Source organism: Ruegeria sp. BG7 (genome assembly GCF_056535685.1).
In genome coordinates, this window is record NZ_JBQFIU010000001.1 from 3,215,418 (window position 1) to 3,238,766 (window position 23,349).

21 protein-coding genes are annotated in these 23,349 nt (G+C 60.2%); 3 read left to right on the plus strand and 18 right to left on the minus strand.

Annotated elements, in window-relative coordinates; all coding sequences use genetic code 11:
• Nucleotides 1–77 precede the first annotated feature (77 nt).
• Together ACR3EH_RS15890 and ACR3EH_RS15895 are read left to right on the plus strand one after the other, a co-directional pair.
• Nucleotides 78–551: a rhodanese-like domain-containing protein gene (locus ACR3EH_RS15890; RefSeq protein ID WP_171186165.1), complete on the plus strand. Its 474-nt coding sequence runs from the start codon at nucleotides 78–80 to the stop codon at nucleotides 549–551.
• On the plus strand, nucleotides 548–1,372 hold the full coding sequence (locus tag ACR3EH_RS15895) for a CE1 family esterase (RefSeq protein WP_171186164.1): 825 nt from the start codon (nucleotides 548–550) through the stop codon (nucleotides 1,370–1,372). Before ACR3EH_RS15890 ends, ACR3EH_RS15895 begins: the two co-directional genes overlap by 4 nt.
• Here ACR3EH_RS15895 and mdoH read toward each other — a convergent pair whose 3' ends face one another.
• The 13 genes from mdoH to cbiE form a co-directional block, all read right to left on the minus strand.
• A complete protein-coding gene (gene mdoH / locus ACR3EH_RS15900; protein ID WP_171676144.1) occupies nucleotides 1,373–3,244 on the minus strand; it encodes a glucans biosynthesis glucosyltransferase MdoH in 1,872 nt (623 codons plus the stop codon).
• Nucleotides 3,241–4,740 carry an OpgD/OpgG family glucan biosynthesis protein gene (locus ACR3EH_RS15905; RefSeq protein ID WP_171676142.1) on the minus strand — a complete coding sequence of 500 codons (1,500 nt, stop codon included), beginning with the start codon at nucleotides 4,738–4,740 and terminating at the stop codon, nucleotides 3,241–3,243. The genes mdoH and ACR3EH_RS15905 overlap by 4 nt, the downstream gene beginning before the upstream one ends.
• A complete protein-coding gene (locus ACR3EH_RS15910; RefSeq protein ID WP_171186158.1) occupies nucleotides 4,737–5,954 on the minus strand; it encodes an OpgC family protein in 1,218 nt (405 codons plus the stop codon). The genes ACR3EH_RS15905 and ACR3EH_RS15910 overlap by 4 nt, the downstream gene beginning before the upstream one ends.
• A gap of 28 nt (nucleotides 5,955–5,982) precedes the next feature.
• Complete coding sequence (locus ACR3EH_RS15915) at nucleotides 5,983–7,353, minus strand: tetratricopeptide repeat protein (protein WP_171186156.1); 1,371 nt, start codon at nucleotides 7,351–7,353, stop codon at nucleotides 5,983–5,985.
• A 179-nt stretch (nucleotides 7,354–7,532) separates the two neighbouring features.
• Nucleotides 7,533–8,717, minus strand: coding sequence for a CaiB/BaiF CoA transferase family protein (locus ACR3EH_RS15920; RefSeq protein WP_171186154.1), 1,185 nt, complete (start codon nucleotides 8,715–8,717; stop codon nucleotides 7,533–7,535).
• The gene (locus ACR3EH_RS15925) at nucleotides 8,704–10,323 is read right to left on the minus strand and encodes a thiamine pyrophosphate-binding protein (RefSeq protein ID WP_171186152.1); all 1,620 of its coding nucleotides are present in this window, start codon (nucleotides 10,321–10,323) and stop codon (nucleotides 8,704–8,706) included. Before ACR3EH_RS15925 ends, ACR3EH_RS15920 begins: the two co-directional genes overlap by 14 nt.
• A gap of 79 nt (nucleotides 10,324–10,402) precedes the next feature.
• Nucleotides 10,403–10,861 carry a DUF302 domain-containing protein gene (locus tag ACR3EH_RS15930; RefSeq protein ID WP_171186151.1) on the minus strand — a complete coding sequence of 153 codons (459 nt, stop codon included), beginning with the start codon at nucleotides 10,859–10,861 and terminating at the stop codon, nucleotides 10,403–10,405.
• Between the two features lie 85 nt (nucleotides 10,862–10,946).
• A complete protein-coding gene (cobF, locus tag ACR3EH_RS15935; RefSeq protein WP_171186149.1) occupies nucleotides 10,947–11,690 on the minus strand; it encodes a precorrin-6A synthase (deacetylating) in 744 nt (247 codons plus the stop codon).
• Nucleotides 11,683–12,411 (minus strand): uroporphyrinogen-III C-methyltransferase, encoded by a 729-nt coding sequence (gene cobA / locus ACR3EH_RS15940; RefSeq protein WP_171186147.1) that lies wholly within the window; start codon nucleotides 12,409–12,411, stop codon nucleotides 11,683–11,685. The genes cobF and cobA overlap by 8 nt, the downstream gene beginning before the upstream one ends.
• A complete protein-coding gene (locus ACR3EH_RS15945) occupies nucleotides 12,408–13,730 on the minus strand; it encodes a cobyrinic acid a,c-diamide synthase CobB (protein WP_171186145.1) in 1,323 nt (440 codons plus the stop codon). The genes cobA and ACR3EH_RS15945 overlap by 4 nt, the downstream gene beginning before the upstream one ends.
• Entirely contained in the window at nucleotides 13,717–14,511 is a 795-nt protein-coding gene (gene cobM / locus ACR3EH_RS15950; RefSeq protein ID WP_171091017.1) for a precorrin-4 C(11)-methyltransferase, read from the minus strand. The genes ACR3EH_RS15945 and cobM overlap by 14 nt, the downstream gene beginning before the upstream one ends.
• On the minus strand, nucleotides 14,508–14,888 hold the full coding sequence (locus ACR3EH_RS15955; RefSeq protein WP_171091015.1) for a cobalamin biosynthesis protein: 381 nt from the start codon (nucleotides 14,886–14,888) through the stop codon (nucleotides 14,508–14,510). The genes cobM and ACR3EH_RS15955 overlap by 4 nt, the downstream gene beginning before the upstream one ends.
• Nucleotides 14,885–16,084, minus strand: a complete 1,200-nt coding sequence (gene cbiE / locus ACR3EH_RS15960; protein WP_171186143.1) for a precorrin-6y C5,15-methyltransferase (decarboxylating) subunit CbiE — start codon at nucleotides 16,082–16,084, stop codon at nucleotides 14,885–14,887. The genes ACR3EH_RS15955 and cbiE overlap by 4 nt, the downstream gene beginning before the upstream one ends.
• Between cbiE and ACR3EH_RS15965 the strand changes: the two genes are divergently transcribed.
• Entirely contained in the window at nucleotides 16,083–16,829 is a 747-nt protein-coding gene (locus tag ACR3EH_RS15965; protein ID WP_171186140.1) for a cobalt-precorrin-6A reductase, read from the plus strand. The genes cbiE and ACR3EH_RS15965 overlap by 2 nt on opposite strands.
• On the opposite strand, the gene cobJ is transcribed toward ACR3EH_RS15965, so the two are convergent.
• The 5 genes from cobJ to cobN are packed head-to-tail and all read right to left on the minus strand — an operon-like array spanning nucleotide 16,820 to nucleotide 23,346.
• Nucleotides 16,820–17,584 carry a precorrin-3B C(17)-methyltransferase gene (cobJ, locus tag ACR3EH_RS15970; protein WP_171186139.1) on the minus strand — a complete coding sequence of 255 codons (765 nt, stop codon included), beginning with the start codon at nucleotides 17,582–17,584 and terminating at the stop codon, nucleotides 16,820–16,822. The two genes, ACR3EH_RS15965 and cobJ, sit on opposite strands and share 10 nt — an antisense overlap.
• Complete coding sequence (locus tag ACR3EH_RS15975) at nucleotides 17,581–18,309, minus strand: precorrin-2 C(20)-methyltransferase (protein WP_171186137.1); 729 nt, start codon at nucleotides 18,307–18,309, stop codon at nucleotides 17,581–17,583. The genes cobJ and ACR3EH_RS15975 overlap by 4 nt, the downstream gene beginning before the upstream one ends.
• Nucleotides 18,306–18,935, minus strand: a complete 630-nt coding sequence (locus ACR3EH_RS15980; RefSeq protein WP_171186135.1) for a precorrin-8X methylmutase — start codon at nucleotides 18,933–18,935, stop codon at nucleotides 18,306–18,308. Before ACR3EH_RS15980 ends, ACR3EH_RS15975 begins: the two co-directional genes overlap by 4 nt.
• On the minus strand, nucleotides 18,935–20,056 hold the full coding sequence (locus ACR3EH_RS15985; RefSeq protein ID WP_171676140.1) for a cobalamin biosynthesis protein CobG: 1,122 nt from the start codon (nucleotides 20,054–20,056) through the stop codon (nucleotides 18,935–18,937). Before ACR3EH_RS15985 ends, ACR3EH_RS15980 begins: the two co-directional genes overlap by 1 nt.
• The gene (cobN, locus tag ACR3EH_RS15990) at nucleotides 20,053–23,346 is read right to left on the minus strand and encodes a cobaltochelatase subunit CobN (protein WP_171186131.1); all 3,294 of its coding nucleotides are present in this window, start codon (nucleotides 23,344–23,346) and stop codon (nucleotides 20,053–20,055) included. The genes ACR3EH_RS15985 and cobN overlap by 4 nt, the downstream gene beginning before the upstream one ends.
• Nucleotides 23,347–23,349: the final 3 nt, after the last annotated feature.

The following is a 23,349-nucleotide window of genomic DNA, read 5'->3' on the forward strand; positions in this document are numbered from 1 at the left end:
ATCTTGTTCAGGGGTTTAGTGGGCTCCGTTTTCCTCCATCTGTGCTAGATCAACGGGTAGCAAACAGGAGGCATCGCGTGGCCGAACAAGTGAACCGAACCCGCAGATGGGTGTTGATCGGCGGTGGTGCCGCGGTCGCTGCCGGGTTTGCGATCCGGGAATATCGCTTGATCCCGGAAGATCATGGCGGTGGCCGGATCAGTGTAGCTGCAGCTCATGAACAAGCCCGCGAAGGGCACATCCTGCTTGTCGATATTCGAACGCCGCGCGAATGGCGCGCTTCGGGCGTTGGTGAGGGTGCTACTCCGCTTGATATGCGGCGTGAAGATTTCATCGAAGCGCTCTCGCAACTGACTGACGGTAACAAATCGGCACCCGTCGCGCTGATTTGTGCGCGTGGTGTACGCTCGGCACGATTGAGCAATCAGCTCATCGCGGCCGGTTTCGCCAATATCATTGATGTGCCCGAGGGCATGCTGGGCTCGGCGGCTGGGCCGGGTTGGGTTCGGGCCGGACTGCCGGTTCGTCGATATAATGAGGATGCAGGATGATCCGAACACTCAGTCTAACGGCATTTCTTGCCGCAACCGGGCAGGCGGCATTGGCCGGGTGCGCCGGTCAGGATGCTGTATGCGAAACGCCAATGGGCACCTATCACCTCGAATTGCCTGATGCGGATAATCCTCCGATGGTTCTATTCCTGCACGGCTACGGTGGCAGCGGATCGGGCACGATGCGCAATCGCGCGATGGTCGAACCTTTGCTGGAACGTGGCTATGCGGTTATGGCACCTGAGGGTCTGGAACGACCTGATCGGGGCGGCACCAAAAGCTGGAATTTCTATCCCGGGTTTGGCGAACGGGACGAAACTGCCTTTCTGACTGAGGTTGTGCAAGATGCCGCCGACCGGTTCGGCGTCGATCCCGACCGCGTCCTGCTGGGTGGATTTTCGGCAGGGGGCTTCATGGTCAACTATCTGGCCTGTGAGGCCCCTGATACGTTTTCTGCCTACGTTCCCGTCTCGGGCGGGTTCTGGCGTCCGCATCCCGAGGCTTGCGAGGGTCCGATCCGCATGTTCCACACCCATGGCTGGACGGATAATGTGGTGCCCTTGGAAGGTCGCTTGTTGGGTGGCGGGCGTTTCCAGCAGGGTGACATTTTCGCCGGGCTTGAAATCTGGCGAGAAGCAAATGGTTGTGTCGATCATAAACCAAGCAGTTTCACGGTGACTGATGACTTCATGCGCCGTCGCTGGACGGGTTGCACCGAAGGCAGCGCGTTGGAGTTTGCGCTGTTCCCCGCGGGGCACAATGTACCTGCCGGTTGGGCAGACATGATCGTTGATTGGTACGAGGGGTTACCCGGCAGTTGATCATTCCGCCGGGGTCATGCTGCCTTTACCTTCGACCAGCCGCTTGAGTTCATCGCGATAACGGCGGGCCGAGCGCGTGATAGCGGGCTCGCTGAAATCCTCACGCATCCCGACCATCCTGCGTGCAGCGCCCGCTGACACACCGCTGAGGGCCGACAACGGAATTGCAAGTGCCAGGCTAATCGCAATCGGGGCCAGCCAGATCGAAACCAGACCGGACAGGATACCCACGCTCAGCGCTATGCCACTGATCGTTTCCAGCGCATGGCACAAAACCAGAGTGCCCAACCCATAGCTGCCGCCATCACGGGCTTGCGGAGACCAGCCGCGTTGGATGCCAAAGGCGGTGCGGAAGACTGCGATCATCTGTTGCACCATCAGGATCGGAGCATAGAGGATGGACAGCAGAACCTCGGCCAGGAACGACGTCAGAAACTTGCGCGCGCCGCCAAAGTCGGAATAGCGCACACCGCTCAGCGGCAGGGCCAGAACACCAAGGACCTTGGGCGCAAGCAACATGGCGTACATGACCAGAATGATCAGCACGTGCCGGGTCTCCGACATCTCGGGCCATTGCGGGAACAAAGGATTGTCAGGGCTGAAGTAATGCAGGACAGATGCGTCCTGACCCTGACCAATCAACGCCCACATCAACAGCAGGGCGAACCACAAAGGTGACATCAGGTATCCAACCGCACCGTGAAACATGTGAAAACGCGATACGGCACGGAACCCGGTCGATCCAAGCAGTTTCAGGTGTTGCAAATTGCCCTGACACCAGCGGCGGTCCCGCATGGCATGATCGATGAGGGTGGGTGGTGTTTCTTCGTATGATCCGCGAATGCGTGGCAAAAAGCGCACCGCCCAACCGGCGCGGCGCAGCAATCCAGCCTCGACAAAATCGTGGCTCATGATCAGCTTGTCCTGACCGCTGAATGACCGCAGCTTGGGCAGACCGGCGCTGGTGGCAAAAGCCTTGGTGCGGATAATTGCGTTATGGCCCCAATAATTGCCTTCTTGCCCGCACCAACGCGCCAGACCTTCAGCAAAGGCGATGCCATAGACGCCGTTTGCGAATTGCTGCATCCGGGCAAAGACGGACTGTGCGCCTATGAGTTGCGGATAGCTTTGGATCAGACCCGCGCTGGGATCACGCGCGAGCGCATCGGTCAGTCGATAGATCGCGCGCCCGGTCATCAAACTGTCGGCATCCAGCACCAACATCGCATCCCAATCCGCGCCCCAGCGGCTGACCCAGTCGGCGATATTTCCCACCTTGCGATCGGTGTTTTGATCGCGGCGGCGATAGTACAATTCCAGCCCCGGTGCCAAAGTGGTACGCAGGGCCTCGACACTGGCCTGTTCCTGCGCCGCTATTTCGGGGTCCCGTGTATCGGAAAGGATGAACATGGCATAGTGGTGCTGTCCGCCACGGGTCTGCAAATCTTCCAGCATGGTGCGGGCATTGCCCAGCACGTTCCACGGCACCTCGTTGTGAACCGGGGTCAGCAAGGCCACGCGCAATGGCTGCGCGCTGTGGCTTTTCTGAGGGCGATCCTGCCGCGACAGGGACACCATACCCAAAAGAACCGTGCAAACCGTAAACGAGATCCAGAAGAAATTGAACGAGATCAGCGCCAACAGGATGGCTTCGATCAGGTTGATGCCTTCAGCGCTGAACCAATCGCTCATCACCCAGAGCAGGACCAGCGTTGCCGCCATTGCCGGGGAAAACGCCAGTGCGCGCCAGAACCCAGCCGACGAGCCGCGCTTGCCGGAAGGTGCATCCGCATCGCGGAACCGCGCGCCGAAGTTCTGCGCGGGCATCGCCAAAGGGGCTTCTGGCGGCATGATATGCAGATCGCGGCTCATGTGGTCCAACGGTAAAGCCAGACCTCAGAGGCGGGCTGTTTGTCTTTCAGAAGCTGCGCGCGCAACTCGACATGGTTGCGGTCTCCGGGGTGGAACGAAAAGGCCAGACGCAGGCCACCGGTATCGGGATTGCGTTGCAGAACACCTTCCGAGGTTTCGGCATGGGGCGAGTCAACAAAGATCGAGATCGCGTCGATGTCCTCGAACAGTTCACTGGCTTCAAAGTCAATGACAGCCAGACGGCCCTCGCCGAACGTGTTGTCCCCCATCGCGGTGTTGATGACCCGCGGCATCGGCGTGCGCTGAGGTTCTTCACCCCAGATCAGACGATAGGACATATCGACCTGACTGCCCGCCGCATAAGGCTCAGCCGGGCGCCAATAGGCGACGATATTGTCATAGATTTCCTGATCAGCGGGGATTTCCACCAGCGTCACAGTGCCTTTGCCCCAATCCTGATTGGGTTCGACCCATAAACCGGGGCGCTTGTGATAATTCGCTTCCAGATCGGCATAGTCCGAAAACTCGCGCTTGCGCTGCATCAGGCCAAAACCGCGCGGGTTTGTATCAACAAAAGACGAAATCTGCAGGCGGGTCGGGTTGGCCAGTGGCCGCCACAATACCTCACCCGCGCCATTGCGGATCAGCAATCCGTCACTGTCATGCACAGCTGGGCGGAAATCGTCGAACCGGCTGTGGTTGGTTTGGTCGAACAGGAACATCGACGTGCCCGGCGCAATTCCGACATGGGGCAGCTCTTCGCGCGGGAACAGCGTGGCCTCAACATCCATGACGCAATCTGCACCTGCTGTGACGTTGAACCGATAGGCCCCGGTCACGCTGGGGCTGTCCATCAAGGCATGCACAACCATATTGCGCTGGCCGGGTTCGGGGCGCTCCAGCCAAAAGCGGATAAACTCGGGGAATTCCTCGCCATCGGGATCGCCGGTCTTCAGGGCCAGACCTCGGGCGGACAGGCCGTATACCTCGTGCAAGCCAATGGCGCGGAAATAGCTTGCGCCTTGCCAGACGCAGAATTCATCCGTCTTGCCGGGGCGGTGCATTTCGGTCCGCAGGCGCAGTCCAGAAAAACCCAGCGTATCGTCGATGGGCAATTGCGGGACATCTTCGGACTTGTCGAACATCGCAAGGTCGAAAGCGACTGGCGTGGTCATGCCGTTTTCAACCGTTTCGACCTTTACGGTACGGGGGAAGTACAAGCCAGGAGTGAAGAAATCCACGTTGAACGGGGTTTCGGTCTCGTACCAAAGCGCGCGGTCCAGCCGGAACCGGATCGAGCGGTATTGCTGATAGGTCAGATCCTGCCATTCCTGGGGAACCATATCGCGTTCCGCATAGGGACGGCTGGCCAGATCACGCGCCATCTCGATCACATAGTTACGATCAAAAGGTACTTCGCCGCCCGTCGCATAGGCGGACGGGGCAAAAGCCAAAGCGGTCGTCGAAACGAGGAATGCGCGACGGGTAAAGTTCATTTCTTGGTCTTCCAGGGTTGTGACTTGAACCAAGCTGCCAAATAGGCAACGCCGATGATCATCGCAAAGCCAATCATGTTGGCGACAAAGACACTGGCAACATCTCGCCCAGATTGGTCCAGAGCAACGCCGATCAGGCGGGCTGCGGCCATGGAAAACACAAAGACTGCAAGGGATTGCTGGCCGACCTTCGTGATAACCGCCAGCAGAAGTTGCCAGACACGCGCGCCCACACTGTGCCCCGTAGCAATCAGGCGGTGGCCATGCTCGCCCGCAGCAACCCAACCCAAATAAGCCAGCGACAAGAAGTGGACGTAGCGCAGCAGACCAAATTCGGTTTTTCCACGCAGGTCTTCAGTCAGAGGCCAGCCCTTGCGAATTACTGCACCAAGATCGGGCGCGGCGGTGTTGATCCAGGTAAAGACCTTCCACGACCCGAACGGAGCCGATAGGACGACAAAGGCAATTGCCACCCAGATCAGGGTTTTCGAAACGGGTGGGGCGGGAATCCAGCCGCGCATGAAGGCGAACCCAGTGAAGAACAGCAATTGCCAACCGAACGGGTTAAAGAACCATTGACGGTCCGACCATGGCTCGGCCGGTAATGCCAATGCGCCGGTCTGAGCAATAAACCAGATGCTGACCGATACTGCTGCCATCAGCCAGAAGCTGACCCGATACAGCGCCATGTAAAGCGGCATCAGTGCCAGAACCACAAGATACATCGGCAGGATGTCAAAGTAGTTCGGCACGTAGGTCAGTGTGAAAATCCCAACCATCTGCGAGGCTGGATCGTTGAAAAAATGCTGCAGGTTCAGGGACGAGATATAGGTTTTCTCGAACGCACCGGACTGGTCCAGCGCAGCCATGGTCATGGCCACAAAGAAGAACAGACAGATATGCGCCCAGTAAACTTGCCAGATGCGGAACGCCACACGTGCTGTTCCCATCCACCAGCCCTTGCGCAAAAACGCGCCGCCAAAAGCAATGGCAGAGGCCATGCCAGAACAGAACACGAAAATTTCTGTCGCGTCGGAATAACCGAACCGCGCTGGAATCCATTTGGCCCAGGGATCGTTTGGGATATGGGCGATGAGGATGATGAACATCGCAATACCACGGTAGAAGTCCAACCGCGGATCGCGCGTACGGGAAGGGGCCGCGGCAGGGGCCGCAGCTGGTGCAAAATCAGAAGCGGGCGATATGGTCGCCATACGTTTTCTGTCCTTCTAGATCGTCTTGTTATTCGGCGGGGACGCTTTGCACGTCGCCGCTATCGCGGGCCGCATCAATCAGGGCGCGGCGTGCGATGGCATAATTGTCTTCGCCTCCGGCACGCTTGGCACGACGGTCGTCCAGAATACGCTCGACCGCGTCCAGACGTCCGGCGCGCAGACCGGAATCGATGGTAATGCGTTCAAATACATCACGTTGCGCGTGGCTGCCACCGGCCAATTGCATCGATCCTCGCGCCGCCAGCAGGTGATCGAAGGCGGTGCCATAATGGCCGTCTCCGAAGGCTTCCAACCCCATGGCTGCGGCAACACCGGGATCAGCCATTCGGCGGGTGGTGTCGTCTTTTGCGTGGGCTGCGTCACGGTTCATGCGGCTCAGCATCTTGGAGGTTGCATCGGCACGATTGTCGCCGGTCAGAGCCAACAGGTAATGCAGGTCCGCGAAGATCAGGCAGCCATCTTCGGTGCGCGCAGCACTCAGATCGGCCAGTTCTTCCCAGCGGTTGCCGACATCCACGCCCTCAAGCTCAAGCCGGGACAGAAGCGAGGTTGCGTTCGAAATGTCGCGGTAATCGTCGGTCTTGTCCTTGCGAATATGGGCGTCATACAGCTCCATCACCTGATCAACCTGACCCAGATCCAGATGCATCAGGGCTTTGTGCCACCAGACGTGATAGCGGAAATTGTTACAGTGCGCCCAGGCATCTTCGCGCCCTGCAAGCCAATCCAAACCCAGCTGCGCGTTGCCGGTCATCTCATGAACATGGGCCACCGCGTGCAGGCCCCAGGCGTCGTCCGACACCATCCACAGCGCCTGACGGCCTGCGATTTCGGCCTTTTCATAGGCGCCGGTTTCCTCCAGCGCGAAAGAGTGACAGCCCAGCAGATAGCCACGGCCCGGATGGTCGGGTTCGTAGGCTGGCATCACACGTTCGATCGACCGGCGCATACCTTCGGCATCGCCCAGAACAAATCGTGTTGCATGGCTCAGTTTCATCGCCAGCGTGTCCTGCGGATCATCACGCAGGACCGCTTCGAATTTCTGCACCGCCTGCGTTTGTTGTCCCGCCAAAAACAGCGCCAAAGCGTCCACGTACAAGCGCTCGCGGGCTGAGATCGGCTGACGTTCCATCGCGGTATTGGCCGCTGCCAGGGCTTCAACCGCGACAGCCATCATCTCGCGTCTGCCCAGCAGCGCCATGAACAGACCTTTGACTGCGTGACCCAGCGCAAAATCAGGTTCAAGCTCAAGCGCTTTGCCCAGATGTTGGGGCGTGACGGCAGCATGCGCCATGAACCCAAGCAGAACACCATTCCAGGCGTCGACCGCAGCCGGCTGGCTCAGAGTGTTCATCTGTCCAAAAACATCTTGTTTCATACTTGGGTCCAATCTGATTGCGGTACTTCACTCTGTTCGATGTAACAGAGTGTGAGAGAGGGACGTAACAGTATCGACCCTGCTCTCGAATTGGTGAAATGCCGTGTGCGAAAAAGGCGAAAAAAACCGCCGATTCAAGAGCATGTTTCAGCGAGTTGCCGCCTAAATGTGCAAGTATTTCAATCCTCGAACGGGTTTTCGGCGCTCAGAACTGCTTCAGTATCCGCTCCACACACCGGGGGCGCACTGCGATATGTTACAGGCGTGCGTGACAGATTGAGCGGATTTCCGATCAGACTGACAGGGCCCGGCTGGGCTTGCATGTCGATCTTCATGTGCCGTGCGGCGACTTGTTCGGTGTTGAAAACCTGATCAAGCGTCTGCACCGGGCCGACCGGAACTTTCAGAGCCTCAAGACCCGAGATGACCTCTTTTGTGTCCAGGGCCTGCATCGAGGGTCGCAAGATGGCGTTCAGCGCGTCCCTATGTTCAAGGCGCGATGGGTTGGTCGCAAAGCGAGGGTCTTCGGCCAGTTCGGATCTTCCTAAAAAGCTACAGAACTTTTTGAATTGTCCGTCATTCCCAACGGCCAGAATCACATGGCCGTCTGCGGTTTCATAAACCTCATAGGGCACGATATTTGGATGTCCGTTGCCGCGCCGCTGGGGAACATTGCCCGAGGTCAGGTAGTTAACACCTTCGTTGATCAGCCACGCAATCTGCGCGTCAACAAGCGCCAGATCGATCTGCTGACCTTCACCGGTCAGGTCTCGGTGGCGCAGCGCGGCCAGAATCCCGACACTCGCATACATGCCACACATTACATCTGCGATACCAACGCCCACCTTCATCGGTGCGCCCTCTGGATCGCCAGTCAGCGACATGATCCCGCCGTAGCCTTGTGCCATCAGGTCGTAACCGGGTTTGCTGGCGTTCGGTCCGGTTTGTCCATAGCCCGAGATCGAGCAGTAGACCAATCCGGGAAACTCTTTCGACAACGTGTCGTAGTCCAGGCCGTATTTGGCCAACCCGCCGGGTTTGAAGTTCTCGATCAGGATATCCGCGTGTGAGGCCAGCCGACGGATTTCGGCCTGACCCTCAGCGGTAGCGATATCCAGCGCGACGGATTTCTTGTTGCGGTTGGCGGACATGAAATAGGCGCTCAGGTCCGAGCGGTTGCCCTCGGCATCTGTCACATAGGGCGGACCCCATTGCCTTGTGTCGTCGCCGCCTGTGCCGGGGTTTTCGATCTTGATAACGCTTGCGCCCAGATCGCCCAACAATTGCGTGCATGTGGGTCCTGCTAGAATCCGGCTAAGATCCAGAACTTTGACGCCCTTCAAGGGGCCTTCAGATGCGGCCATCATAGCCTCCACGCTCAATCTCTGCCGCGATGACAGTAAAAGTGTCTGCCTTTACAGCAGCTTCCAACGCTGCGCGCAATTCTGTCCGGTTTCGAACGGTATGGCTATGTCCACCAAAGGCCCGACCCATGGCAGCGAAGTCGTGGTGACCAAAGTCGACGCCTTTGTTTCCCATTTGTCTTTGACGCTGTTTCAGTTCGATCAGCGCAAGACTTGCGTCGACAAAGACCAAAAAGATCGGATTGCCGCCCATCTCGGCTGCGGTCGACAATTCCCCGGCCACCATCAGAAAACCGGCATCGCCTGAAAAGCTGATGACCGGGCGCTGAGGCTCTGCCAGTTTCAGGCCGATCGCCATTGGAACCGCACATCCCATGGTGCACAGCGCCGAAGACTGGATAAGTCCCCGCTCCTCGCTGCAATTCCACATCTGACTCAGCAAAATACGATGTGCTCCGCTATCTGCGGTTGCCAGAGTTTCAGGGGGCAATACTGCCCGCGTTTCAGCAATAACCGCCGCCGGTCCCCAATCTTCGTCATTCGGGAAGGCCTTTGCCAAAGCGGCTTTGACTTGCCCGGGCTCGCCGTCCGGCCACGTGGCGCGCGCCGGATTGCCCTTGGCGATGGCTTCCAATGTCTCGCCTGTATCGGCCACCAGATTCAGCCCCGCCTGATGCATGTAGTGATCATTGACCACGGCAGAGATATCGATAACGCGTTTGTCTGCGGGGTCCCAAATCTCGCGCCAGCCGGGGCGCATTTCGATTGGGTCATAGCCCAAACACAGCACCAGATCCGACTGTTCGATCAGAGGCACCAGATGCTTGTCCGCCAGCGGCGACAGACCGGCACCGCCCAGACACAAGGGGTGATCTTCAGGGACCACGCCTTTGGCTTTGTAGGTGGTCACAAACGGGATGCCGAAATGTTCCAAAAATGCCTGCACGACGCTGCGCGAGTCGTCATACAGAACATCCAGACCGACTACGGCAATGGGACGTTCGGCCTCTGCCACCCAGCGGCGGGCCTTTTCCAAACACTCGCCCCCGGGGCTGACAGGCGCGATCTTGGTCAAGCGGCGGCGTTTCACCCCGGTCACTGGCGTGTCGGCGACTGAGATCGGAACATCGATATGAACCGGGCCGGGGCGCGGCTGCATCGCCAGCGAGACCGCCTTGTCCGCAATGACATCCGCGCCTTTGGCCGTCAGTGTGAAGGTGCCCTTGGTGATCGAGCGATAGACCTGCGCGTGATCCATGACCTGATGTGTGTAGGTCAACGCTTCATCCGCATCGACACACCCTGTCAGCACGATCATCGGCACACGGTCCTGCAATGCGTTGGCCACCACGTTGATGCCATTCATCGCGCCGGGGCCAAGTGTTGCCACCAATATCGCAGGCGCGCCGTCGCGGTGATGTACGGCCTCAGCCATGAAACCGGCGGAGTTCTCGTGTTTGGTCAGGTGAAAGGTGATACCTGCCTTTTCCAGCGCGTCGACCAATGTCAGAACTTCGCCCCCCGGCATCCCAAAGGCGTGGCGGCACCCTGCTTCGTACAGGCGTTGGGCCAGAAGATCCGCGGCGCGGGGCGAGGGGTCCTGCATAAGTCATGCTCCGAAAAAACCGTTTCAAAGCAGATTGCGGAGGACGCCCCCGGACGCAAGGCGGTTCACGCCAGTGTGACTATTTGACTGCGTCTTGGGCGACAGATTGAAACTTTGTGTCAAGTTCTGCGGCGATGTCCGCCAATGCTTGCCCCCCTTCTGATGCGTAAGGGGCAAAGACAAAGCTGGGGGTTTTGTAGGACAGAGTGGCAGAGCCGTCCTCGTTTTCCGTGACATAAAAGCGGATGGGCGCTTCGATCATCGCATGGGTTGAGGTTTCAAGCACCCGCACCGCGTAGTCGTTGTTGAAAGCTCCGATCACCCGGTTGCCTGGAATGGTGATACCACGCGCGGCCGCTGCCTTGGTGGGGCCAGCCTGCGTCACGACGATCAACCCGTTTTCCTTGATGGCGGCTTTGGTGTCGTCAACCAGCTCGGAATAGGGTTTGTCTGTCGGGTAGACGGCCCAGCCTTCCGGCGCGTCCTGCGACCAGACGGGCGAAGCGATCAGGCAGAGCAGGGGAATAAAGGCTTTCATGATCACGTCTCCGATAGAATGCTGAGACTTTTGTGCCAGACTTAGGCGCGCTGCGCGGTCACAAACGCGTGTTCATCGCGTGCAGTCAAACACTGCGCTTCTTCAGCACATAGATGTCCATGATCCAGCCATGATCTGCTCGTGCTTTGGCACGCGTATCCAGGATCTGTTGGGCGACCAGATCCAGCGGACCGTTGATCAGCAGCTCTTCTTTCATACCCACATACGCGCCCCACCAGATGTCGAATTCCGCCATCTCAAGGGATTGAAACGAGCATTCTCCATCTAACATAACCGCTACTTTTGAGCCGGTTGCGGGCCACCCTTCATCTCTAATGCGGCGGCCTGTTGTGACGACATAAGGCGCACCCAGATCATTGATCGGGATCGCATGGGCCGCGGTCAGCGCTTGCAAGGCAGTAATGCCGGGGATCACTTTCGTGTTGGGTTTGGGGTCCAGCCGTGCAGCGATGCGCAGCGAGCTGTCGTAGAGCGACGGGTCCCCCCAAATCAGCAAGACCACATGTTGTGCCGTTGGGTGGGTATCCATAGCCTCTTGCCAGCGCAGGGCAATGGCATCGTGCCATTCGTCAACTCCGCGCAAATAGCCATCGTCCGCGCGGCGTTTCGGGATATCGAAATATGCGATCTGGGGCGTGGTATCGGTGACTTCTGCAATGATTTCCTCGCGTAGCCCAGCCAGATCGGCTTTATTCTCTCCCTTTCGCGGGATCAGAATCAGATCCGCCGCCCGGATCGCCTGCGCCCCTTGAAAGGTCACATGATCGGGGTTTCCCGTGCCGATGCCGATCAGGCTCAAGTCAATCATCTTCGAACTCCGCCAGCGGGCCATACAGGATCAACGCCGGAGCTTTGCCAATCTCAGATTTCAACTGATCCGCCAACGCGCCGATGGTAGCGCGCTGCAGCTTTTGATCCGGGGTCGACACGGATTCAGCCATCAACGCCGGAGTGTCCAGTGGCAGGCCATGGGCGTTCAACGCTTCAACCAGCAGCGGGAAGGTGCGCTTGCCCATGAACACAACGGTGGTCGCTTGAGAATCCGCCAAAGCAGTCAGGTTCAGATCGTCCGGAAGTTCACCGCTGACGTCGTGACCGGTGACAAATTGCACCCGCCGCGCGGTCAACCGGCGCGTCAGTGGAATGCCTGCCGCCGCTGCTGCTGCGATGGCAGAGGGGATGCCGGGAATGATTTCATAAGCGATTCCAGCTTCACGCAGGGCCACAAGCTCTTCTTCCAGACGTCCGAACATGCCGCCATCGCCAGACTTCAGCCGCACAACGTGCTGGCCGGTCTGGGCATAATCTACCAACAACCGGCTGACATGGTCCTGTTTGGGCGAGGGGCGACCAGCCCGCTTGCCGACACCCACAAGATCCGCATCCTCGCGCGCGTGGCTCAAAATGGGCCCGCTGCTTAGATCGTCGAAAAGAATGGCATCCGCTTTTTGCATCCGGTCCACGGCCTTCAGCGTCAGCAGTTCCGGATCACCGGGGCCCGAGCCGATGAAAGAGACAAAGCCGCTCATGCCGAGGCCTCTGCGATCAGGTGAAAGAAAGTGCCGGTGACGTTGCCGCGCACCGAGCCCGTCTGCGGGCCTTCTGCGCCTTCGGCATCAAACACACGCGCAAGCGGGGCATCAGGTTGGTCCACAATCGAAGAATAGTGGAATTCGTGCCCGCGCAGTGCAGCGCCTTCAGCAAAACCGGGCATCTGTGCCAGCAATTCAGCCTTGCGGTAACCAAGGTTGAACTTGCGCTTTTGATACGACGTCACCAGTCCCAGCAAACCCGCCATTTCATGCCGTGCGCCATCCTTGTCGATCAGCGCTGTCCCAAGCGCCATATAGCCCCCGCATTCCCCATGAACCGGCTTGGTCTCGGCATGTTTGCGCAGACCCGTCAGGAATGTGTTCGCTGCCGCCAGCGTTCCGGCGTGCAACTCAGGGTATCCACCGGGCAGCCAAATCAGATCGGCATTCGTCGCCGGGGCTTCATTTGCCAGTGGCGAGAAAGGCAGGATTTCGGCCCCAGCCGCGCGCCAGCCTTCCAGCAGGTGCGGATAGGTGAACGAAAAGGCCGCATCCCGAGCCAGAGCAATCCGCTGAGCAGGAGGGCGCGGCAGCGCGGCTGACGATGGCCCGCCGGGGCCTGTGGAAGCCGCCCGCTTGATCGCCTCAAGATCAACATGTTCGCGCAGAAACGCCGCATAGCCAACGATTGCGCTTTCCAGATCCGGATGCTCAACGGCCTGGATCAGACCCAAATGCCGTTCGGGTAGGGTCAGGTCACCCCGGCGCGGCAACACGCCCAGCACCGGCAATCCTGCGCGTTCCATGCCCAGTCGGGTCAAACGCTCGTGCCGGGGGCTGGCGCAGCGGTTCAGGATCACTCCGGCAAAGGGCAGATCGGGGTTGTACATCTTGAACCCCAACGCCGTGGCTGCCGCCGATTGCGCTTGACCGCCGACGTCCAGAACCAGAACCACAGGCCACCCCATGCGCGCAGCGGTTTCAGCACTTGACCCGTGGCCCAGTTCTCCGGGTTTGGCGACACCATCGAACAGCCCCATCGAACCTTCGGCCACAACGATATCCGCGCCCTCGGCCTGCGCTGAAATCGCGCTCAGCAAAGGATCGCCCATCGCCCAGCTGTCCAGGTTGAACGAGGCACGGCCCGCTGCCGCCCGATGGAACGCAGGATCAATGTAATCCGGCCCGCTTTTGAACGGTTGCACGGTCAGACCATCCTCAGCCAGCGCCCGCAACAGGCCCAGCATCACCGTTGTCTTGCCGGTGCCCGACGACGGGGCCGAGATCAGAACGCCTGGGGGATTAGTCATCGCCATGGCTCCAGCTGGACCACGGGCTATCCGCGCTTTGAGGGCGGTAGCGGCGGTCATAGGTCTTGGAATACAGGCAGCTTTCGTCAAAGCCTTCGCCCGCCAGCGCCGGGCCGACCATGATCAATGCAGTGCGTGAGATTTTCTCGTCCAGCGCGTCTTTGAGTGTTTCCAACGTGGCTCGAATGATCTGCTCGTCCGGCCAGCTGGCGCGGTAAACTACGGCTACCGGGCAATCTGCTCCATAGGCTGGTGTCAGATCGGCGATCACCTTGTCCAGATTGCCGATCGACAAGTGAATGGCCAGCGTCGCCCCTGTGCGCGCGAAGTTTTCCAGCGTCTCGCCTTCGGGCATCGAGGATGCTCGTCCCGGCGTCCGGGTCAGCACCACGGATTGCGCCAGACCCGGCAACGTCAGCTCCGTACCCAGCGCAGCAGCGGCAGCGGCAAACGACGGCACGCCCGGTGTGACGCTGACCGGGATGCCCATCTCTTTCAGGCGGCGGATTTGCTCACCCATAGCCGACCAGACCGACAGATCACCCGAATGCAGGCGCGCCACATCCTGACCCACTTTATGGGCCGCGTCGATCTCGGCCATGATCTGATCCAGATCCATGGGCGCGGTGTTGATGATCTTTGCGCCCTCGGGACAGTGGCTCAGGATCTCTTCGGGCACCAGTGAACCAGCATAAAGGCACACGGGGCAGGATGCGATGATATCGCGCCCGCGCAGCGTCAACAGGTCGGCAGCGCCCGGTCCGGCGCCGATGAAATGAACGGTCATGTTTGTCCTCCGATGGCTATGGCGCAGGTCGCCAGCCGGTCGTCTGAAATCTGTCTGGGTGAGAGCAGCCGCGCGCCCAAGCCAAATAGCTTTTCGGCGGCGGCCAATGCGGATGCTTCGGCCACGCTTCCGGTGCCATAGGTGGCACGGCTGCGGGTCGAGCAGGTGAGTGTGCGTTGCCCGGCCAAATCGGCTGCGGCAATGAAATGCACGGGCAGAGACACCTCTTCTGCAAAAGATGTCAGTGCTGAATGGCCTTCCTTGTCGGTTACAGTCGCCAAGGCTGCCACATCATGGTTCGCAGTCGCCGCGTTAAATGCTTCACGCAAGCTATCTTCTGTTGCAGCAGAGGAGAAACCGAGGCCAGCAACGATCATAGCGTTACGCTCCACTGCACCACCGGATAGGCGGATTTCCAGCCGCGCCTCTGTCCCAGCGGGGCGGAATGTGCCAGTTCTATCCGAAGCAGGTCACCGCCCAAGTCTTCGTGCCAACGTGCCAGCAGGGCCTCGCTTTCCAATGTGACAGCGTTGGCTACAAGGCGCGTGCCTTTGGGAAGCGCATCGCGCAGCCACGCCAGCAGATTGGCGCTCAATCCTCCGCCGATGAAAACGACATCCGGCAGGTCGACACCGGACAGCGCTTTTGGTGCGGTTCCGTGTACTACATTCAATCGATCTTGCCCCAACGTATCTGCATTTCGGCGGATTCGCTCAGCCCGGTCGGCACGGGGCTCAATACACGTCGCGGAAAGGGTCGGATCACACATCAGCCATTCGATGCTTATTGAACCTGTGCCGCCACCGATATCCCACAGATGTTCGCCCCGTTGCGGGGCAAGCGCTGAGAGGGTCAGCGCTCGGATGGGACGTTTGGTGATCTGCCCGTCGGTTTCAAAGATGTCATCGGGTTTGCCAGACGCTTTGGACAGCGCAGGACCTGCGCCGGTGACGTCCAGGCCAACGCAGACGGGGTGGTCGAACGTGCCAAGAAGGGCCTCGGTCAGAGTGACGGTTTGAGAGTTTTCGCGCGGGCCGCCCAAAGCCTGCATCACGTGCAGGGAAGAATCTGCAAAACCGGTTTCAGTCAGGTATGTTGCCAGTTCCGCCACAGCCTTTCCGTCGCGCAACAACAGAATCGCGCGCAGACCCGGGGCCAGATGGGGGCGCAGCCGGGTCAGCGGCGCGGCGTGCAGGCCAAAGGTCAAAGTGCTTTCCAAGGGCCAGCCGAGCCGGGCAGCGGCCAGCGAAAAGGTGGATTGGCCGGGCAGGGCGGTCCATTCACCGGCATCGAAGTTGCGCGCAATGACAGACCCCGCGCCAAACCAGAACGGATCGCCCGAGGCCAGAACTACAGTTTGCTTTCCGCGCAGCCCTTGCAGGATCGGCAAACCATCCGAGAAGGGCACCGGCCATTCAATGCGTTCCGCCCCGGTTTCGGGCAGCAGTGACAGGTGGCGTGGTGGCCCCATGATCACTTCGGCCCGGTCCAGCACTTGACGGCTTGTTGGCGACAGGCCATCAAGCCCATCTTCGCCCAGCCCCAGAACTGTCAGCCACGGAGCATCAGACATGACCAACCTCCTGATCCCCGATGTGCTGATCCTTGGCGGCACGACCGAGGCCAACGCCTTGGCTAAAACCTTTTCGGAACAACGGATTACGGCCGTCTATTCCTACGCGGGACGAGTGGAAGCGCCACGCCCGCAGCCTTTGCCAGTACGTGTTGGCGGTTACGGCGGGTCGGAAGGTCTGGCAGATTACATCCGCGACAACGCCATCACTCATGTCGTGGACGCAACCCATCCGTTTGCGGCCCAGATGAGCCGGAATGCGATCGAGGCGTGTCGGGCAACGCAGACGCCCCTGGCCGCGCTGACCCGCGCGGCGTGGACGCCGCAGACCGGCGATAACTGGCATCACGTCCCTGACATCGCGGCGGCTGTCGATGCACTGTCCGGGGACGCACAGCGGGTTTTCCTGGCCGTTGGCCGTATGCATCTTGAGGATTTTGCAGCCCAGCCCCAGCACATTTATCTGCTGCGTCTGGTGGATGACACCGACAGCTTGCCCTTGCCGAATGCCGAAGTTGTCGTTGCCAGAGGGCCCTTTACCGAAGCCGACGATCGCGAGCTGATGCAGCGCCATGGGACGCAGCTTGTTGTCTCCAAGAACGCAGGAGGCACCGGTGCGCGGGCCAAGCTGGACGCGGCGCGCGCATTGGGCCTGCCTGTGCTGATGATCGACCGCCCGGTTCTGCCACAACGGACCGAGCTTACGACTGTCGCTCAGGTTTTGGACTGGCTGTCTCATCCCTGATCCTCATCAGGGGTGAAGCGAGGGGTGTACACGATTGGTGCGCCTTTGCGCTCGATCACGCGGGTGCGGGACGAACCCACAATGACCACTGTCTGCATATCCGCCATCTCGGGTGTGGCTTCGGCAAGCGTCGAAATCCGGATCGCCTCGTCCGCCCGCGAAACCGCGCGAGCGAACATAATCAGGCGCTCGGGCTCACATTCGTCGCGCAGGATTTCGAGTGTTTTTACAAACCCTTCCGGGCGAGACTTTGAGCGTGGGTTGTAGAAGGCCATCGAAAAATCGGCCTGTGCCGCCAGACGCAACCGCTTTTCGATTAATGACCAGGGTTTCAAGTTGTCGCTGAGGTTGATGGCGCAGAAATCATGCCCCATGGGCGCACCCGCCCGCGCAGATGCGGCCAGCATCGCGGTGATACCCGGCAGTACATCGATCTGAAGATCGCGCCATTCTGCAGGGCCGCTCTCCAGCGCCTCAAAGACGGCTGCGGCCATGGCAAACACACCGGGGTCGCCCGAGGATACGACAACAACTTTCTTGCCCTCAGCTGCCATTTGCAATGCATGTTGAGAGCGGTCGATTTCGACCCGGTTATCACTTGCGTGCAAGGTCAGGCCGGGGCGTTCGGCCACACGGGCCACATACGGGATGTAACCTACCACATCGGTGGCCTCTTCCAGCGCCGCAGTAACTTCTGGTGTCACCAGTGCCTCATCACCCGGTCCCAACCCTGCAATCTTGACCCAACCGCTCATGGCCGCCGTCCCTGGCCATGCACCACGATGATCGAGAAATACGGGGTGATCTTTTCGCAAGCCTCCGACAGTTTTGTCACCGTCTGGTTCGGCATTTGCGCGTATTCGACGATCCACGCCCGGTCATAAAGACCTGAGGTTTTCAAGGCCCGCTTCACCTTGTCGATGTTCCGCCCGATCTTCATCACAACCAGCGCATCGGTCTGCGCCATACGCTCGGCCAAAGTGTCTTCCGGCAAGGTGCCAACCAGCACGGTCAGTACGTCATCACCCCATGTGATCGGGTCACCTGTCGCGGTCCACGCACCGGACATGCCGGTGATTGCAGGCACAACCTCCACCGGAGCTTCATGGCGCAACCGGTTGTAAAGATGCATGAACGAGCCATAGAAGAACGGATCGCCTTCGCACAAAACCACAACGTCCTCGCCCTGTTCGGACAGTGTTTTCAGATGGGCAGTGCAATCCTCGTAGAACGCGGCCAGCAATTCATTGTAACGTGGGTCCGTGACGGGGATCTCGGTGGTTACGGGATATTCCATCGGAAATTCCACCGCACCTTCAGGGATCATTCCGTTGACGATCTTGCGGGCCTGACCGCTGCGGCCTGGCTTACGGAAGAAAGCCACGTGCTTGGCGTTGCGCAACAGGCGATCCGCCCGGACGCTCATCAGGTCCGGGTCGCCGGGGCCAAGCCCCACGCCATATATCGTGCCCATGCTCATTCTGCCCGGCTTGCGATGGCGTTGACGGCTGCCACGGTGATGGCGCTGCCGCCCAGACGACCTTTGACAATGCAGGACGGCACCGGTTGTGCCTCCCACAGGGCATCCTTGGATTCTACCGCGCCGACAAAGCCCACGGGGCAGCCAATGATCGCGGCGGGGCGCGGGCAATCAGGGTCTTCCAACATGTTCAGAAGGTGAAACAGGGCCGTCGGTGCGTTGCCGATGGCGACCAGCGCGCCTTCCAGATGCGGCCGCCACAGTTCCAGCGCAGCAGCAGAGCGGGTGTTGCTCATCTCGGCGGCCAAAGGGCGCACGCGTTCATCGTGCAGGGTGCAGATCACTTCGTTATCGGCGGGCAGCCGGAAGCGGGTCACACCTTCGCTGACCATACGCGCATCACACAGGATCGGTGCACCGTTTTCCAAGGCCGTGCGGGCAGCCGTCACAAAACCAGGCGAGAAATGGACGAACTCTTCCAGCCCGACCATGCCCGCGGCGTGGATCATCCGGACGGCGACCTGCTCTTCATCGGCATCAAAACGGGCCAGATCAGCCTCGGACCGGATGGTGGCAAAGCTTTCCTTGTAGATCGCCGCGCCATCGGTTTCGTATGTGTAGGGCATCAGGTGAAGTCCATAGTCATGAGTGTTTCGGGGTCGAGCCCGCGCTGGCAGGGCTCATCCCCTGCGCGGCCCTGTTTTACAAGATCAAATCGTCCGTTTGCGCCCACCAATGTGATGTCGGCAGGCCCCATCCGGGCACAGCCCTTGGCACAGCCCGAGACATGCAGGCGTCCGGGTATGCGCGCAGCCAAGGCACGGGCGATGTCGCGGGTTTCCACCTGCGCCTGCGGGCAGAACGGTGCGCCGGGGCAGGCGTCGGTGGTCATCAGCGGGTCAGAGGCGTCCGTGACAAACTCTGTTGCGGGTATCGCCGCCCCGCCTTCCAGCAGGATCAGCCGCCACGGCGTGACACGCAGGGCAGCCGCGCCGCTGTCGTCAATCAGATCATAAAGTTTGCGCGCAGGCAGCGATCCAAAAGCTGCGCCGTACAGCGCGCCCAGATCACATGGGCCAGGTTGCAGTTTTGAGCCGACGGGACCCGGCGCATGCCCTTGCCATTCCTGCGGCAACGAGTCGATGACCCGCGCCATGCGGCGAGTTTCGGACGTGTATGTCTTTGAAAACCACATGGCTAACGCGATCGCATGATCAATGGCGTCGGCCTCGGTCACGGGCCGCCCGGTTTCGCAGCCATCGGCGCGCAGGATTAGGCCGTCAACGCCTGTTTCCAGACGAATATCCGCTGAATCCGCGTTCAAAAGCCGCGCGGGTCCGGTGTCGATGGCAAAACCGAACTTGGCGGGCAGGGCAGGCAACTCTGCCAACCGGTCGATCAGTTCCTGGGTGAGGCGCGCAGTCAAATCACCGGCCTGATACAGCGGTGTGACCAGAATATTGCGTCGCACCTCGATGCCGGGTTCCGCATCCAGAAGGTTCAGCGCTGCAACCTCCTTAAGCAGCGGCTGATGGTCATAGTCCTCCACGCCCCGCAATTGCAGATTGGCACGGTTGGTCAAGTCGATCGACCCGTTGCCAAACCGATCTGCAAGGTCGCACAGACCCAATGCCTGATCCGCTGTCAGACGCGCCAGCCGGGGCCGGACCCGCACGACCAACCCGTCGCCGGACATCATTGGACGATGGGCACCGGGGCACCAACCCTGCACGATAGGAGCGCTCATGTCAGGCCCTCCAGATCCGCCCGGATCGAGTTTCGACGGGTGTTCCAAAGCCCGGCCTCAAGCAACGCGCGGAACCGGTCCTGCATTGCTTGATGGGCCAGGGGATTGGCCTCTTGCAGGAAGGTGTCCACTTCTTCGTTGCCCAAAGTGGCATCGTGGTAAAGATCGAACAGATGTGGTGCGACCGTCCCGGACAGATGGGCGAAGGATGCCATGTGATCAAGCGTCGCCGCGATTTCAGCCGCGCCCCGGAAGCCATGCCGCTGCATCCCTGCGATCCAGTTGGGATTTGCGGCGCGGGCGTGAACGACACGGCTGATCTCTTCCGGCAGGGTTCGGGCGCGGGGGGTTTCGGGGTTTGTGTTGTCCAGATGGTAAAGCTGCACGCTACCTCCGGTGATTTTCTTGGCTGCCGCAAATCCGGCCTCATGCGTGGCATAGTCATTGGCCAGCAGCAGATCGGTTTCGGTCAGATCCTGCAGGTGAACAAAGCTGTCAGCATTGGCCACGCGCTGGGTGATGCCGTCTTTGTCCTGCGCGATGTGTTCGCCTTCCAGCGCGAAAGAACTGGCTTCCAGCCAAGCCTCACCCGCCTGGGCGCGCGCTTCGTCGGTGTAGACTTCGGACAATTGGGTCATGTTGACGCCATAACTCCCGGGCGCCGGGCCGTAGACGCGGGCGGTAGGGGGCAGGCCTGCATAGGGGTTCCAGTCCGGGGCTTCGTCACGCGCAGACAGAGCACGAACGGCTTGGCCGTATAGCGCCGAAAGGGTCGGGAACACATCCCGGAACAGGCCCGACACGCGCAGGGTGACGTCCAGACGCGGGCGGCTGAGATCGGTAATCGGCAGGACTTCGACGCCCGACACCCGTTCGGAACCCTTGTCCCAAACGGGTTTGACGCCCAGTAGATGCAGCGCCATGGCAAATTCTTCACCCGCGGTGCGCATGGTGGCCGAGCCCCACAGGTCTACAATCAGCCCTTTGGGGTAATCGCCTTCTTCCTGCAGATGGCGGCGCACAAGTTCTTCAGCCAGTTTGACGCCCTGCGCATATGCTGCGCGGGTCGGGACCGAGCGTGGGTCGGTTGTATAAAGGTTTCGCCCGGTCGGCAGCACGTCCGACCGCCCACGATAGGGAGAGCCGGATGGACCAGCCTCGATCCGTTTGCCCGCGAGCGCGTCGATCAGAGCACTTCGTTCGGCATGGGCCGAAGCCGTTGGGTCGAAATTGCCTGTCACTTCGGGCATGCGACCAAAGATATGTAGCCCGTCGCCGAATTGGCTTTCCTTGATGTCACAGACAAAGCGGTCGATCCGGGTGATCGCCTCGGCTGCGCAGGTGGCTTGATCGAGGCCAAGATCGTTTTCCAGCCCGATGGCCTGCGCTTCGTCACGGATATCTTCTTGCAAACGGTCGCGGCGCTTGGGGTCTAACCCGTCTGCGTTCGAGAACTCATCCAGCAGCGATTCCAACCGCACCATTCTGTCCGGTGTCCCGCTTTCCTTCATCGGTGGTGGGATATGGCCCAGGGTGACGGCCCCGATCCGACGCTTGGCCTGCGCGGCTTCGCCGGGGTCGTTGACGATAAAGGGGTAGATCACTGGCAGGTCGCGGATTAGCGCTTCGGGCCAGCAATCGGCAGACAGGGCCACAGATTTACCCGGCAACCATTCCAGAGTGCCATGCGCACCGATATGGATCAGCGCGTCCGCACCAAGACCTTTGCGCAACCACAGATAAAAGGCGACATAGCTGTGACGGGGCGTGCGCGACAAGTCGTGATAATCGTCATCGCGCAGTTCCGGTGTACCGCGTTCGGGTTGCAACGCGACCAGAGCTTGACCACGGCGCAGTGCTGTGAAGTGGAACGCGCCTACTGCAAAGGCCGGATCGTCTTCGCATTTGCCCCAAACCGTTTGAAGGTCGGCTTGCAATTGCTCGGGCAGATCGGTCAGCGCGTGCAAATATTCTTCCAGCGGCCAAGAAATGCGGGCGTCCAACAGTGTTTCAGCAATCGGCTCTTCTGGCGTGGTGTCATAGCCTTCGTTCTGGAGATCGGACAGCATCGCCTCGGCAGATGCCAGCGCGTCCAGGCCCACCGCTTGGGCCATCTGCCAGTCTTTGCCGGGATAGGTCGACAGCACTAACGCTGGGATCTGATCCGCCTTCGGTTTGTCGTTCAGGCGCAGCCAACCTGACACCCGATCGATAATGGCTTCGATCCGTTCGGCCTCGGCCCGGTGGGCAAAGCGGGAGTATTCCAGATGAGGATCGCGTTTACCCGGTTCCTTGAATGAAGCGATGCCCGCCGAAATCCGCCCGTCTACCTCGGGCAAGACAACATGCATGGCAAGGTCGGCAGGTGAGAGACCGCGTTCCGCCTCAGCCCAGGCTTTGCGGCGCGAGGTGGCCAGAGCGACCTGAAACACCGGCACATTGGCGGCATCCAGCGGAGACGTGCCCGACGCGCCTTTGCCCGAAAAGGACGTTGCGTTGATGATGGCAGCGGGGGTCAACGCCCCAAGCGTCTCGCGCAACCAATCGGCAGCAGTTGGCGCTTTGAGCGAAGGCGCGAACAGGCCCACTGCCGCAAATCCGCGCGCACGCAAACTGCGGATCAGAGCTGCGACTGGGGCAGTGTCGGCCGACGTCAGATATGCGCGGTAAAACGTGACGACGATACGTTTTGCGTCGCCTTCGAACGCGGTATCCGTTGGGATTACACCACGATCCGGGCACCATGCGCCGCATTCAGGCAGAGTCTTTGCGCCCATCACCGGCCCGGCATAAAGCCCTGCTGCCAAGGCCATCTGGGCCAATGCGGCTTGCGCTGCGACCTCTCCACCTGTGTCGCACAGATGGGCCAGACGGCGCAGCGTTGAAACGGGCAGGGTGGAATAGTCATCCAGCCGCGTATCTTCGCGCCCATCCGCGGGCAGAACGGCAAGCGCGATACCCTTGGCCTGCGCCAGCGCCAGAACCTGTTGCAAGCCGTAGGACCAGTAAGGCACGCCGCCAATCAGGCGGATCAGAATGCCCTTGGCGCCGTCCAACGTCTGCTCGACATAAGTGTCGACGGACAGAGGGTGTTTGAGGGCGGTCAAATTGGCCAGTCGAAGCGTTGGCATTCGACCCTCGGTTCCGCCGCCACGATGCCAGCCCGCCGCGAAAGCGCCGAGGTCGCTGTCCGAGAAGGACAAAACAACCAGATCCGCCGGGCTTTGGCCCAGATCGGTTGGGGTCTCGGTTTCCTCGAGCCCGTGGCTTTCGCGGAAGACGACGTGCATGGT